The following is a 15,178-nucleotide window of genomic DNA, read 5'->3' on the forward strand; positions in this document are numbered from 1 at the left end:
CATCTCGTCGCAACGGCACCATTTTAATCGATATGGAGTCTCGCGGGGAAAATGTGCCAAGGGGGCTGGCATCCGGGCTCGGCGCTGCAGCTAGAGATAAGTAAGGGTATACTTTCGCCTATACAGGCTTACCGTGGGAGCGGTATGCCTGCATGCATTAAGCAACCGCGATATGGAGCCCTACATGGCTAACAGTAAAAAATATTTGAATCATCTTCTGCAGCGCACGGAGATTACCCCTGCCTGCAGTGAGGAAGAACGCGCCGCTGCAGATGTCATCGCACGTATTTTCACCGACCACGGTTTTAATCCCGAGATACAGGAATTTACCGCTTCTTCGTCTCGAAAAAACGTTTCTGCCATTGCGGGAATCGTACTGTTTGTTGCCACGATTTTCATGGGAATCGGCGGAGCATTGGGCATTTTTGGCTTCCTGCTTGTTCTTGCGGTGGGCGTTCTGTATGTGCTTATTCGTTTGGATAAGATCTCCGTCCCCGCGATAGGAGCCAACGGTCTTTCTCAAAACGTTATCGCCTATCATCAGGCATCTGGCCCTCTTGCTTCCCCTCGCAATCGTCCGGTTGTCGTGGTTGCGCATTATGATTCTTCTCGTGCCGATCTTTTGAGCCGCGAACCGTTTGCAAACTATCGCGCGCTTATCAACAAGCTCTTCCCGGTTGCTATGGTGCTTCCTGCAGCCGTTGCCATCCTTCGCCTGCTTCCTCTTCCGGCTGCACTCAAAGCCGTGCTTTGGGTTATCGCCATCCTGTTCTCCTTGATTCCCCTCCTGCGTTCTGTTGCATTTCTTTTTGATCGTTTTGCCATGCCCTACACCACGGGTGCAATCTGTAACAAATCCTCCGTGGCTGCCATGCTGGGCGTTATGGACACGGTTGCGCCGTCGTCTCGTGCCGATGAGTTCCCTGAGGATGTTCCATTTGAGGAGTATTTGGATTCGCTGAACGGTGCGTATCAAAGTTCCTATACGGCAAAAGTCGAGGACGAGCCTTTTTATCAGGAAGAATCCGAGCAGGCAGAGCTAGGTGATGCCGAGGCGAGCACTGCAGATGAGATGCCCATTTCGCAACCGCAGTTGCCTGCTCAGGAGGAACCGGTTGTTGCTTTTGAACAGCCGGAGCAGGATTTCTCGGAGGCTGCTGAGGAGACTCAGGCTGACGATGGGACGGTCGACGATACATCTGTCAATGATGATCTCTTGCCGGTGGATGTTGCTTCCGTCGCGACCGATGCTGTTGTAGATACTGTTGCAGATGCTGCTCGGGAGCAGGCGCCGGTCTTGCCTCTTAACGCTGCTGGCAATTTGCGATTTGGCAAGGACACCATTCGTGCTCTGGGCATGATTCCTGCCGAGTGCGACCTGGAGTACGATGAGGGTCAGTTCCCTGTGAATGAGCCCGCCGCCGCTTCGGTGGATAATCCCGTTGTCGCTTCCGTGGATAATCCCGTTGCCGTTCCTGTCGAAACGCAGGGTGAGGAAGCAGTCGAGGAGGCTCCCGCCGCGGTTTCCGACGAACATACCGATGCCGTTGCTGTGCCTGTCCCCGCTCCCGCGGTCGTCCCTATTGCTCCTTCGCTGTTTGACGAAGAGGTGACCGAAGAGGAGGAGGCTCTCGCGATTCCCGCCGTTGTGGCAGAGCTTGTTGATGGCGAGAATGCAGAGACTGATGAAGCCGCAGACGAGCCGGCTGTCTTTGGTGAGCAATGTGAGGAACAGGCTGATGAAGAGTCCTTCGACGCCTCACAGACGTCGATTGTTCCGCCCATTCCAAACGAGCTTGTTGAAGATCAGCCCGTCGATGCTTCTCAGACTTCTATTGTGGCTCCCATTCCGGATGAGCTTGTTGAGGAGACTCCCCTGCCTGCTGTTGCCGAAGAACAGCCGCTTGTGCTTACGGGCGAAGAGGATTTTGAAGAGATCATCCCCACTGATGATATGGAGATTGTCGAGGCTGATTTTGAGCTGATCGAGGACGAACCTCTCCCGCTCGATGAGGTCGATCAGCCTGCGGAGGAGTCTGAGGACGGTATCGCTGCTGAGGATATTGCCCAACCTGAGGCGGATGAGATCGAAGAGGATCAGGTGCTGCCCGCGCCCGATGAGACGGTTTCCGTTGATATGGCTCAGGTAATGGATGAGCAGGAAGATAACGTTGAGCAAGGGAACAACAACGTGCCTTTGACTGATGGCTCCGAAGGGGCCACTGTCGAGTCTACGCAGGTCTTTGTTCCTGCAGAGGAGATTTCGGCTGGGGGCACACAGGCCATCCCTGCGCAGCCTCAGGGGACCCAGGCCATACCTGTACAGCATCAAGGAACCCAGGCTATGCCTGCACAGGTCGAGACTGTCGATTCTTTGATGGCGCAGATTACTCCTGCACCGGCTCCGGCGCCGCGTCCCCAGCGACAGCTCAATATTCCGTCGCTTGATTCGATCCCTGCATCTCCCGCTGTGCCGTCAACTCAAATTCCGCCGGTAACTCCGACGGTTCGTGCGAACCCCATGGCAAATCGGTCTTCGCTTTTTGACCTGCCCGATCCTTCTGCCAAGCCGGTGGATCCCTTCTCCTCCATTCCGGCTCCAGTTGACATGGACCAGCCTGTCGCAACAAAGCCGACGTTTACCGTTATTGATTCGACTGATGTGGTGTCGCCTGTCCCGCAGCAGCAATTCGAGACCATCCATGCAGCGACTCCCGCGCCCGCCACTCCTGCCAAGAAGCGTCGTGGCTTGTTTGGCCGCAAAAAGAAGGAAGAGACCAGCATGAGCGATTGGCTCGGCGTGGATGAGGACTTCGATGCGAAGCGTTCTGGCCGCGATATCGGTTCGTGGGATAACTTCGAAGGCGACGATGGCTGGAAGGGCGGTGCCGCTGGCGAGGGAAGTGAGGATGAGCTTCGCCAGGCAGTGACGTCTTTGGGAGACGACGAGCTTTTGGGTCACGACATCTGGTTTGTTGCAACCGGTGCTGCCGAGAACGACAATGCCGGCATGAAGGCGTTTCTCGATGAGCATCGCGACAAGCTTCGCGGTGTCTTTATCATCAACCTCAAGTGCGTGGGTGCCGGCCAGCTCTCCATGATTACGACTGAGGGTGAACATCGTACTTTGAAGGCCGACAGGCGCATCACGGGCCTCTTCTCGCGCGTGGCGTCCGATTTCCATCGTCCGCTCGCTTCGGTCGAGATGCCCTATGTCGACACCGATGCGCACGCCGCAATGGAGAGGAGCCTGCGCGCAATGACGCTTGCCGGCGTTGAGGGATCGAGTTTTGCTTGCGCTTACACCGAGCAAGATCATCCTATCAATCTTAATGCCGACAACGTTAACTATGCAGCCGATTTGGTTACCGAGGTTATTCGTAGATCGTAGACTGTTGTCAAGCAAAGATTGCTCGCCCGCTTCCTTATGGAAGCGGGCTTCTTTTTGAATCGATATCGCATATGCTGCATGTGCCTTTAGAAAAGCTGTTACGATAGCCGTATCCAAGTCTCAGGAGGAACCGTGCTTTCTTTTATTCGTCGCCATTGGGTTGCCTATGCCGTAGGGGCCGCACTTGCTCTTTTGCTCGGTTTTGGTGCTGCTTGGTTTGTTGGCGTTAAATGTTCGACTCCTGAAGACGTCCGTGCCGAACGCATCAAGGCAGAGCAAGCCGCAACTCAAGCCGACAAGCAGCTTGAGAAGGATACGGCTGGCTCAAACGAGGCATCGGATATGGGCTCGGCGCTCTAAACGTATCAGCGTGAAAAAACGATAAGTGTTCGCTCGTTTTGCCCTGCTACTGCATTCGAGCAGGTGGCGAGCGTTAAGACTTGCCGTGCTTTATGGGCGTCTTCCTGTGCGGTTTGGGCTTTTGTATCTGCCTGGTCAAGAATTTGGGAGAGCCAGTTGCGCATTTCGGCGGCGCCCGGCCATTCAAATCGCTGAACGAGTTCGCAGTTTTTCTCGACACGCAGCGCACAGAGCGGCTTAAAGCGAAAAACAAGGTTATCGACGGTTTCGATGTTCGCCGACCCGAGTGTCTGAAACACGTTGCCCTTCCAGGCTGATGCGAGACTGCTAAACATCAAGTTGGTCGATCCAAGATGATGGCCAAAGACCAAGACATGCTGGGAAGAGACTGTGCACCTGTCGTCAATGAAAGGGCACCCTGCTACGTCTTTTTGATTCCAAAAATTATGATGGAGATACCAATCTTTGTTTTTAGGTGATGCCTGAACAAGGGGATAGGATACCGCAGTGTTCTCAACGACGAGCCAGCCTGCGGCGTCTTTGTTTTGATCAAGCAGGCTAGCTACCCCTTTGCTCGAGGCCGAGGTTGTGGTCGAGGTGGAGCGAGGCGTTGCGATTGCCGCCGCGGGCGTCTTGCTCTGCAGCTGCCTGTAAGCGAGCTGAGATGCAAGACGCTGCGCGGATTCTATCCCAGCGGAGCCGATCCAAAGGAGCGATGCGACGCCGCAGGATGCCAGAAACGCTCTTCGGGTTGTGCGTATCATCGCTTAGTCCTGCTCGATTTGCGCACGATGCTGGGAAAGAGGATGACTGCTATAAAGGCGAAGCTGCAAAGGATACTTGCAAGCAGGGGAATTAAGTCGGAGTCGACACCGGTTTGTGCAAGAGGCCGCCCGATGATCTGTTTAACCTTATCTTCATCGTGATCCTCAAGGTTGGGGCCTCCGCCGTTTCGGTAGAGGTCGATAACCGCACTGTTGAGAAGAGAGCTTCCACCTCCCCATCGCTTTGTTGTCGAGAGCTGGATGATCGCGGGCGCAAGGTCGCCTTCTCCTGTCTTATTGGGGGCTTTATCGTAGGAGTCGTTTTCGCTCTTTAGATCGGAGCGTGTCCATCCGTCCTGTTGCGTGGTAAACGAATCCGCAACGCTGCCGAATTCAAAGCGAATTGCGCAGATGTGCTGGCTCTCCTTAAGATCAAGATCGCGAACGTCGAGAATCCTTGCTTGTGTAGCATCGATATCTTGCTCCCAAAGATGCCAATGTGAATAGTCGAGCTTGCGACCTTCGCCTTCGAGCCAAGGATTATCGTGACCGTCTTCGAGGGTTGCGTTGACGTTTGATTCGTTGAAGTAATCATCGTCGTTGGAAAGTTGATACCAAACGTTGAGTTTGCCGTCGTAATCCCCTTGAGCGACGGGCGTTATCACGGCGGTTACTTTTGCCATTCCTTGAGCTACGCAATCGAGCGGATCGGTAACCGTGCACTCGTCGACCCAGGTGTTGCTCGTGTTTCGCATATCAAGCGAATACGTATATACGCGGCCCTCGCCTGCTTCCGTGAGGCGTTGTTGGCGCTTGTCAATTTCTCCAGTGATTTGAATGGGTTGGTCATACATGGCAATAGCTTGGATTTCGCCGCTTTCCTCAACGGTAAACGTGATGCTTTTTGCTACATCGTGTCCTTGGGGTGACTGCGTCTCGGTGAGTGTGTAAGATCCAGGCGCAAGTGCTTCAATTCGATGGGGCTCAGTGGTCGAAGTCCATTCGTCGACGATAGTTCCGTCGGAATCGGTGACGGTAAGGTGCGCGCCGGCCAGCTCGCTTTCGTTGGTGATATCTCGTTTTGAGACATCGATTTTAGTGAAATCGTTTTCGATAACAACCTTATGGGATGTCTCGCCATCGATACGTCCGTATTCGTCAACGGTGAATTCGCGAATAAGGGGATCGAGAAGAAAGCCGTTGGCCGTGTTTGTTTCCTTGATGCGCCAAATGCCAGGCTGCAGGTGAATTGCGCGGCAGATGCCGTTTTGATCGGTCGTGATCGTAAGCGGCAAGCAGCCTTCTTTGAGTTGGGGGATATCGTGGGAGTCGTTATGGTCTTTGGCGATGTCTTTGCTTCCGGCGGGTTTGGCAGACTCGGGTGTCTGTTCGTCTTCCAGCCGCCAGAGGGTGAACTGCACGCCGGGGACAGGCGTATCGGTCCCTGCTTTTATCTTTTTGATTTCAACCGTTGTCGGTATGTTCGATATCGAACAGCTTGTACTGACAAGCGGGGTGTCTTGGTTCTCGTAGGTAAGTGTGAAAACAATCGGGTTGCTTGCGAGCACATGGCCGGGTGCAGGTTTTGTTTCAACAAACTCATAGGTTGCCTTACCGTTGCCAAGCGGGAGTTTTGTTGTCGTCGCACGTCCTTCTTCGTTGGTTTTTACATGGTCAACAACAGTCCCCGCGCTCAAGAGGACCGATCCGTCCGGGGCGACAATATCCTCATGAACGCGCACATCAAACTCGGCTTCACCAAGAGCCGCACCGTCTTCGGAGCAGGTTTTGACAAGCTGGGCGATCCCTGTGGCGGGGGAGTTGGCAACAGTGGCTATGCAAAGCGGCTCGTCACCGCTAATTTCGATCTGTACGTCTTCTCCGGCAAGGACATAGGGCTGCGCCGCTGCGATTTCTCGGATGTAATACGTTCCCGTTGCTAGTTGCTCGGGCAGTGTGACGCTTCCGTCGTCGCCTGTGGTAAAGGTGTCGATGCTTGATTGGGCTGGATACCAGACGCTTTGAGAAATAAGGTTCTTGTTGTTGTCGAGAAGCTGGAAAGAAAAACCGGCAAGAGGAATGCGTTCCCCCGATTTTGCATCGATCTTAACGATCTGCAACCGGCTCATCTTTCGATGGTTGTTGATGATGTACTTCAATGTGCAATTGTCGATTATTTGGTCAGCAGCGATCGTCCAATCTTCAATTGCTGCAAAGCCGTCGGGGATGGTCTGCTCATCCTCGTGAATGGTATAGCCCGCGGGGTCGTAGGGAATCGCCCCATGAGCGACATGAGAGTTCGAACCGTTCCCAAACCATGCGCCCTTACTTGTGGCATATCCGTCTTTATCGGTTGTGATCGATCCGATTGCTTTGCCTGTGGTATTGGAGATGATCTGGAAGCATACGCCCTCGGCAGGAATCTCTTGTTTCGAGGAGCCCTCATCGCCCTCGTCCTTGAATTTCGCAATCTCGATATCAAATGCGACGGGTATCTCATCAAAATCGCTTTCGGGGGTGAGTCTTAGCGTGGCGTTTTCATCAAGATCGTCGGCCCCAACATGGTAGATATGGTCTTCTGAGTCTAGGAGATAACCTTGCGGAGCTTTAGTTTCCCGTACATGGATGGTACCGAGAGGGATGTTTTCAAACGAGGCGACACCTTCTTTGTTCGTGGTGGCTGTCTCATGAAACCCTGGCGCGCTATCCGAGGTTAGCTCATACTCCGCCCCTTCGAACGAGCATCCTGCCTGTGCCGCACCTGCGCTTATGGCGTCATGTTTGCAAACAACAAGGGTGAACGTACCAGGTTTGTCGGTGGTCGAAACAAAGCTGTTGAGCCCTGCGGTTGTAAACTCGATTCGTTCTTCGTTTATGGCAAAACCCTTTGGGGCTTTTGTTTCTTGGGCATAGTAGGCAGTATTGGGCTTGAGGGCAAGTTCGGCGTGTCCATTTGCATCGGTGACAACGGTGCCTGCTAGTGAGGAATCTGATGCGTGATGAATCGTGTACTCTGCCCCTTCGAGTGCGTACTCTCCGTTATTTGCACTGATGCTTGCGTCTGCAGAGGTTTTCGAAAAAATCACGCGGGTCTTTTTCTCGCTGGTGACGAGACTTTGATATCCAAACGTTTTATTCTCGCCTTTTGGTGTGCGATTGATCCATAGGATAGCGCAGCCCTCTTCGATACCTCCTCCGCCAGCTTGAGCATAGGCGACTGCCTGCTGGTAGAGGTTCCAAGAGGCTTCTTTGATTTGAGGGTCTTTGATGGCTTCCCATCGTTCCTTATAGGCTTTGTTTCCATGCCAGGGAGGGTCGTATTTGGGAACAAAATTGAGAAGGTCAGGCCGTTTGTCGCCAATGGCAAGCCAGATTGCTGCCATGGTGGTAGATTCAGACTTGCCTTTATCGAGTCCCGCAACCGAAGTGACGACTTTTCCATCGTATCCATGATAGGCAACGTAGTCGAGCTCGGGGATTTTTGGCGAACCGTATCGGGTGAGTTTTTGGCCCACTTCGGGATAGGAAAGAAATCCCTGTGCGCAATAGGCGACGTTTTGTCCTTCGACACGAATGAGCTTGCCGTGCCCGTCGGAAGAGTTGGGGTTGTGAATAAGGTTGCTCACGGTAATGGAATCGCTGCTTGCGTGCGCGCCGATGAGCGCGCTGCCAACAGCACATGTCGCTCCGAGAAGGGCGATAGCGAGAACAACGAAAAGTGGCACCGGTCTGCGGCGTCTCATGGAGCGGTTGTCGTTCGTGTTGCGCCAGGGGAATCGGCGTGCCTTGCTGTGATTCACAATCGTCCTCCCTCGAATCGATGGGAGTCGAGCGTAAAAGGACATATTCCCCGTTAGTTCCATCTATGCTTACAAAAGAGAACGCGTCGATTCCCTTTATTCTTGCCAGTTTCTAACAAGGCAGGTGAAACGGGGTAAAAATCAGTGGTGTTAAGCCCCCTAGCTTTGATTGGGACGACTGTCATCACAAAAAGAGATGCGCATCTCCATGATCTTCGATGGGCTTTCGGTCTTCTCGCGCAGTTTTATCGTGGACTGGTACGTTTCTTGCTCCATAAGAACAATGCAGGTTATACTAACTACCGCGCATTCACTGCGTCGTATATGCGGGCATCGCCAAGTGGTAAGGCATCAGCTTCCCAAGCTGACACTCGCGGGTTCGAGTCCCGTTGCCCGCTCCATTCGAATTTCAGGCACGGTAACGTTTCGTTACCGTGCCTTTTTTCGATAAAGTTCCGAGACTCGAACCCGACAGGTTGCGAGCGTTAAGCAAACGCGAAGCGTTTGTAACGAGCAGGCGAAGGCGCCGATAGGCGTCTGAAGCCGGTGCGTATTTGCGAAGCAAATACGCGGACGCCCCGTTGCCCGCTCCACACAAAACAGCAGGTCAAGAACTTAGAGTGCTTGGCCTGTTTCTCTTTTCCGGCTCCGTAGACCACAGAAGTAGACCAAATGTAGACCAAGTTCGCCGCAAAGCGTTTACCTCAAAAAGTTCGCGCTGTTACGCGTGGGGCCGGGGCGCAGTCTTGCTGCACCCCGGCCCCATCGCTGTAGGAAACCTACGATGGCTGTTTCGTTGCGTTCTAGTCAAACAAGCTCGGCATGTCGTTTTCCTTCATGAGGGCGCCGGCGGACGGCAACGTCTGTGCGGTGAATCGCTCCGTCCAGGCTTCGCTTCCCAGGAAGTCTTCTGCCGCGCCCACAGCAGTGACGATACGATTCTTCTTGGCCGTAAATGCCTGGACGCCCTGGGTGCTGGTGGTTGTTTTGGTCTTGAGTAGCGACGTATTGAAGTTCATTAGGCGGCCGTCGTTTGAGACGAGCGCCAGGTCGCGGTCCTCCTTGAGCACCTGGGCAAACAACAGCTTGCTGCCGCCGTAGATGGCATTCTTGAGGCGCTTGCGGTTGGTTTTGGTCACATAACCGGCAAGCGCGATGCGCACGACGCGACCATTCTCGAAGACAAACAGCACGTCTGCCTTGTAATCCTCGGGGTCGATCACCCAGATCACAGACTCGTCGGGGTCCATCTCAAGATCGGTGGGCAGATAGGAGCCAAGCTGTGCCGACTTGGTGTCCTCGAACGACGCAACCTTGCACTTGTACACCTGGCTCTTATCGGTGAATACCAGCAGCTCATGCGTATTGGAGGAAGGGAACTCGATAAAGGGTCTGTCCCCGTCTTTGTACTTGAGGGCGGCGCCCGTCTTAAGCACGCGATCCGTTAGTTTCTTGAGGTAGCCTTCGTGCGAGAGCATGATCGTAACCGGATATTCCTCGACCTCCGGCTCCAAACTCACCTCGATGACGTCCGCAGGATCGATCCTGCCCGTACGGCGCGGCATCACGTACTTCTTATTAACCGTGGCGAGCTCGTCGCTGATGACCTGCTTGATTTTATCTTCGCTCGACAAGATATCCTCTAGCTCGGCAATCTCGCCTTCGAGCTTCTCGATGTCCTTGGTGCGGTTGAGGATGTACTCCTCGTTGATGTTGCGGAGTTTGATTTCGGCAACAAACTCCGCCTGGGTCTCGTCGATATCAAAGCCGCGCATCAAGTTGGGCACGACCTCGGCCTCGAGCTTGGTTCCGCGGATGATGGCGATGGCCTTGTCGATATCGAGCAAGATCGCCTCGAGGCCGTGCAAAAGGTGTAGGCGCTCGGACTTCTTGCCCAAGTCAAAGCTCACGCGGCGCCGTGTCGACTCCACGCGCCAGGCAACCCACTCGTGTAGGATTTGACGCACGCCCATGACGCGCGGGTAACCGTCGACCAGCACGTTGAAGTTGCACGAGAACGAGTCCTGCAGCGTGGTCGAGCGGTAGAGTTTGGCCATGAGCTTGTCCGGGTCGACGCCGCGTTTGAGGTCGATGGCGATGCGCAGGCCCGAAAGGTCGGTCTCGTCGCGGATGTCGGCGATCTCTTTGACCTTGCCCTCTTTGGAGAGCTTGATGATGCGCTCGATGATGACGTCGGTTTTAGTGGTGTAGGGGATCTCGTAGACCTCGATGATGCGTTCTTCGGGGATCCAGCGCCAGCGCGAGCGAATCTGGAAGCTGCCAAGTCCCGTCTCGATGATGCGCTCCATCTCCTCACGGCGATAGATGATCTCGCCGCCCGTCGAAAAATCGGGCATGGGCATGTACTCGAGCAGGTCGCAATCAGGATTTTCGAGATAGTGCATGGTGGCGCAGCAGACCTCGTTGAGGTTAAAACCGCAAATGTCGGATGCCATGGCGACGCCGATGCCCTTGTTGGCCGAGACCAGGATGTTGGGGAACGTCGTGGGCAGCAGGCGTGGCTCTTTCATGGCGCCGTCGTAGCTGTCAACAAAATCCACCGGGTCCTTGTCGATATCCTTAAAGATTTCGGCGCAGATGGGGGAGAGCTTGGCCTCGGTGTAACGCGAGGCGGCGTAGCTCAGGTCACCCGAATAATATTTGCCAAAGTTGCCCTTCGACTCGACGAAGGGGGCGAGCAACGCTTCGTTGCCCGTGGCCAAGCGCACCATCGTTTCGTAGATGGCGGCATCGCCGTGCGGGTTGAGCTTCATGGTCTGACCCACGATGTTGGCGCTCTTTTGGCGGTCGCCCTTGAGCAATCCCATCTTGTACATGGTGTAGAGCAGCTTGCGGTGCGAAGGTTTAAAGCCATCGATTTCGGGGAACGCACGCGAGACGTTGGTGCTCATGGCATAGGGCATGTAGTTAGTCTCGAGCGTCTCGGTAATGGGCTGCGCTGTGACCTCAGAATGCAAGCCGATGACGTTGGCGTCGTTGACCTGCTTCTTTTTAGGCTGGGTTTTAGTTTTCTTCTTTGCCACGATTTCCTCTTGTTGCTCTTCTTGGGCCGTTTTGTTGCGCGCTGCGCCTTATTGCAGGTCCAGCTGGTCTAGATACTCTTTGCCGTGCTGTGCGATATGGCGCTTGCGCCCTTCGTCGTCGTTGCCCAGCAGCAGGTTGAACATGGTTTCCATCTTCGTGACGTCTTCGGGCTCCACCTTGATCAGGCGGCGCGTCTCGGGGTTCATGGTAGTGAGCCACATCATGTCCGGATCGTTCTCACCAAGACCTTTTGATCGATTGATGGAGCACTTCTGGTCGCCGATTTCTTTTAAGATGCCGTTCTTTTCGAGCTCGGTGTAGGCAAAGTAGGTCTTTTCCTTGCAGTTGATCTCATAGAGCGGCGACTCGGCGATATAAACGTAGCCCTCGTCGATGATCGTGGGTACCAGGCGATAGAGCATCGTTAAGATGAGCGTTCGAATATGGTAGCCATCGACGTCGGCATCGGTACAGATGATGACCTTGCTCCAGTTGAGATTGTCCAGGTCAAAGGAGCCGAGGTTCTTGATGCGCTTGTCTTTGATCTCGACGCCGCAGCCCAGCACGCGCATGAGGTCCATGATGATCTCGGACTTGAAGATGCGCGGATAATCCTCTTTAAGGCAGTTGAGGATCTTGCCGCGTACCGGCATGACACCCTGGAACTCGGCATCGCGCGAGGTGCGAATGGCGCCTGCTGCCGAGTCGCCCTCTACGATGTAGACCTCGCGGCGGGTTTTGTCTTTCGAACGGCAATCGATGAACTTCTGCACGCGGTTCGCCATGTCGGTCTTCTGCTGCAGATTGGTCTTGATGCTCTGGCGGGTCCTCTCGGCATTCTCACGGGAGCGCTTGTTGATGAGTACCTGCTCCATGATCTTGTTGGCGGCATCTTTGTTCTCGATCAGATAGGTCGAGAGTCGCTCTTTGAAAAATGTCGTCATGGCCTGCTGGATAAAGCGGTTGTTGATGGCCTTCTTGGTCTGGTTCTCATAAGACGTCTGGGTGGAGAAACAGTTGGTCACGAGCACCAGGCAGTCCTGGACGTCTTGCCACTTAATGCTGCTCTCGTTTTTGTTGTACTTGCCCTGTTGCTTAATATAGGCGTCGATTGCGCTGGTCAGGGCACTGCGGGCCGCCTTCTCGGGCGAACCGCCGTTTTCGAGCCATGATGAGTTGTGGTAGTACTCCTGCATCTGGAAGGTGCGGGAGAAGCACAGGCATGCCGTGATCTTAACGTTGTAGTCGGGCAGGTCCTCACGGTCGCGGCCGCGGCGATCTGCCTCGATAAAGAAGGGCTCGGTGAGATAGTTGGCGCCGACCTTCTCGAGCACGTAGTCCTCGATGCCGCGCGGGTAGCAGAAATCTTCCTCGGTAAACTCGCCGTCGTCGCCCTCGATGCGCAGGCGGAAGGTCACGTTGGCGTTGACCACGGCCTGGCGGCGCATGGTCTCACGGTACCACTCGTGGGGGATGTCGATCGAGGTAAAGACCTCGAGGTCCGGACGCCATTTGATGGTGGTGCCGGTGCGCTCTTCGTCGGTGGGTTCGACCTCAAGCGCCTTCTTCTTGGTTCCTACAACCTTGCCCTTCTTGAAGTGCAAGGAGTACTTGTTGCCGTCGCGCCAGACCGTGACGTCCATGTATTCGGAGGCATATTGGGTTGCGCATGAGCCCAAGCCGTTGGTACCGAGCGAGAAATCGTAGTCGCCGCCCTCGTTGTTGTTGTACTTGCCGCCAGCATAGAGCTCGCAGAAGACGAGTTCCCAGTTAAAGCGCTTCTCGGAAGGGTTCCAGTCAAGCGGGCAGCCACGGCCGTTGTCTTCTACCTGGATCGATCCATCACGAAAGGCGGTAAGGGTGATGAGCTTGCCAAAGCCCTGGCGGGCTTCGTCGACCGCGTTGGACAAAATCTCGAAGGCAGCGTGCGCACAGCCGTCGAGGCCGTCCGATCCAAAGATGACAGCGGGGCGCAGGCGTACGCGCTCCTCATCTTTGAGCTGGCGGATGCTGTCGTTGCCATAGTTTGCGGTGTTTTTTGTCATACTCGCTCTTTCGGTGTCCCTTAACCGGCTTTTGACCTCGGTATCATGCAAGGCATGTTTTCTATTACGTTATCGCATGCGGGGAACGGGGCTTGAATTCTCAGAGAAAGTGCAACACTGCGGGACGGCGAATCCCATGTTGCACCCTGAATTCGAGGCGCTTGCTCGGCATGCGGATGTTGGTATCGTACACTCTCCGACGCTTTCGGGCCAAAGCGCCATATCTGTGCTCGTATTGCTCTTCGGGCGTTTTTATAGAGCGCGTCAGCCTTTCTACGTCTGCGTCGTACAATATGTGCGTTACGTGCCAATAACCAAAAAGGAGCCGCAATGATCGACCGCTATACCCGTCCCGAGATGGGCCATATCTTCTCGCTGGAGAATAAATACGCCGTCTGGCAGGAGATCGAGGTTCTGGCCTGCGAGGCTCAGGCAGAGCTCGGCAAGATCGGCATCACCAAAGACGAGGCCAAGTGGATTCGCGATCACGCCAACTTCGAGAAGGCCAAGGTCGACGAGATCGAAGAGGTCACCCGTCACGACGTCATCGCCTTCCTTACCAACATGAAGGAGTACATCGACGCCGATGTCCCGGCCGATGCTCCTAAGCCCAGTCGTTGGGTCCATTACGGCATGACCAGTTCCGATCTGGGTGATACGGCGCTTTGCTATCAGCTCACCCAGGCCTGCGACCTCATTATTGAGGATGTGCAGAAGCTCGGAGAGATCTGCAAGCGCCGTGCCTTTGAGGAGCGCGACACCCTCTGCGCCGGCCGCACTCACGGCATCCATGCCGAGCCCATGACCTTTGGTATGAAGTTTGGCTCTTGGGCATGGGAGCTCAAGCGCGATCTTGACCGCCTAAAGGATGCTCGTAAGAACGTGGCTTTTGGCGCTATTTCCGGCGCGGTGGGAACCTACAGCTCCATTGACCCGTTTGTCGAGGAGTACGTCTGCAAGAACCTGGGTCTGCTTCACGATCCGCTGTCCACGCAGGTTATCTCCCGCGACCATCATGCGTATCTCGCCGGCGTTCTTGCTACCACTGCAGCCACGTGCGAGCGTATCGCCACCGAGGTCCGCAACCTGCAAAAGACCGATACCCTTGAGGCCGAAGAGCCGTTCCGCAAGGGCCAAAAGGGCAGCTCCGCTATGCCCCATAAGCGCAACCCCATCACCATGGAGAAGGTCTGCGGCCTTTCGCGCGTGGTGAAGGCAAACGCACAGGTTGCCTTTGACAACGTCGCCCTTTGGCACGAGCGCGATATCTCGCACTCCTCCGCCGAGCGCGTGGCCCAGGCCGATTCCTTCATCGCCCTTGACCATATGTTCCAGTGCCTCATTCGCGTGATTGACGGCCTGCAGCTCTATCCCAACCGCATGATGGCCAACCTCAACAAGACGCGCGGCCTTATCTTCTCTTCGAAGGTCCTGCTTGCCTTGGTCGATACGGGCATTACGCGCGAGGACGCGTATGCCATCGTGCAGGAGAACGCCATGGCTACGTGGCACGAGGTGCAGGACTGCGTGAGCGGCCCCACCTTCAAGGAGCGCCTCGAGGCCGATCCGCGTTGTACGGTCAGCCAGGAGACCCTCGATGAGATCTTTGATCCTTGGGATTTCCTCACGCGTATCGGCGTGGTGTTCGATCGCCTGCAGGAACTTGATTTCGCCTAAAGCCTTCTCAAGACAACGATAAAGCCGCCGCGTACGGGGCCTTACCGGGGCCTGTGCGCAGCGGCTTTTGTGTCGAACCCTTCAAGGCTGTCGCAT

The 15,178-nt window shown here is 55.0% G+C and carries 7 protein-coding genes and 1 tRNA gene; 4 read left to right on the plus strand and 4 right to left on the minus strand.

Going from position 1 to position 15,178, the window contains the following annotated elements; all coding sequences use genetic code 11:
* Positions 1 to 184 precede the first annotated feature (184 nt).
* Entirely contained in the window at positions 185 to 3,391 is a 3,207-nt protein-coding gene (locus HF320_RS00140; protein ID WP_169276556.1) for a hypothetical protein, read from the plus strand.
* A gap of 132 nt (positions 3,392 to 3,523) precedes the next feature.
* Entirely contained in the window at positions 3,524 to 3,751 is a 228-nt protein-coding gene (locus HF320_RS00145; RefSeq protein WP_169276537.1) for a hypothetical protein, read from the plus strand.
* A 5-nt stretch (positions 3,752 to 3,756) separates the two neighbouring features.
* On the opposite strand, the gene HF320_RS00150 is transcribed toward HF320_RS00145, so the two are convergent.
* Both HF320_RS00150 and HF320_RS00155 read right to left on the minus strand, forming a co-directional pair.
* A complete protein-coding gene (locus HF320_RS00150) occupies positions 3,757 to 4,515 on the minus strand; it encodes a class B sortase (RefSeq protein ID WP_169276557.1) in 759 nt (252 codons plus the stop codon).
* Complete coding sequence (locus HF320_RS00155; RefSeq protein WP_169276558.1) at positions 4,512 to 8,315, minus strand: SpaA isopeptide-forming pilin-related protein; 3,804 nt, start codon at positions 8,313 to 8,315, stop codon at positions 4,512 to 4,514. The genes HF320_RS00150 and HF320_RS00155 overlap by 4 nt, the downstream gene beginning before the upstream one ends.
* Before the next feature lie 326 nt (positions 8,316 to 8,641).
* Between HF320_RS00155 and HF320_RS00160 the strand changes: the two genes are divergently transcribed.
* A tRNA-Gly gene (locus HF320_RS00160) sits at positions 8,642 to 8,716 on the plus strand.
* A gap of 402 nt (positions 8,717 to 9,118) precedes the next feature.
* On the opposite strand, the gene HF320_RS00165 is transcribed toward HF320_RS00160, so the two are convergent.
* Together HF320_RS00165 and HF320_RS00170 are read right to left on the minus strand one after the other, a co-directional pair.
* A complete protein-coding gene (locus tag HF320_RS00165; protein WP_169276559.1) occupies positions 9,119 to 11,359 on the minus strand; it encodes a DNA gyrase subunit A in 2,241 nt (746 codons plus the stop codon).
* A 48-nt stretch (positions 11,360 to 11,407) separates the two neighbouring features.
* Positions 11,408 to 13,405, minus strand: a complete 1,998-nt coding sequence (locus HF320_RS00170) for a DNA gyrase/topoisomerase IV subunit B (protein WP_169276560.1) — start codon at positions 13,403 to 13,405, stop codon at positions 11,408 to 11,410.
* A 330-nt stretch (positions 13,406 to 13,735) separates the two neighbouring features.
* On the opposite strand from HF320_RS00170, the gene purB reads away from it, so the two are divergent.
* Positions 13,736 to 15,082 carry an adenylosuccinate lyase gene (purB, locus tag HF320_RS00175; RefSeq protein ID WP_169276561.1) on the plus strand — a complete coding sequence of 449 codons (1,347 nt, stop codon included), beginning with the start codon at positions 13,736 to 13,738 and terminating at the stop codon, positions 15,080 to 15,082.
* Positions 15,083 to 15,178 lie beyond the last annotated feature (96 nt).

The organism is Collinsella acetigenes, assembly GCF_012844445.1.
Lineage (GTDB): Bacteria > Actinomycetota > Coriobacteriia > Coriobacteriales > Coriobacteriaceae > Collinsella > Collinsella acetigenes.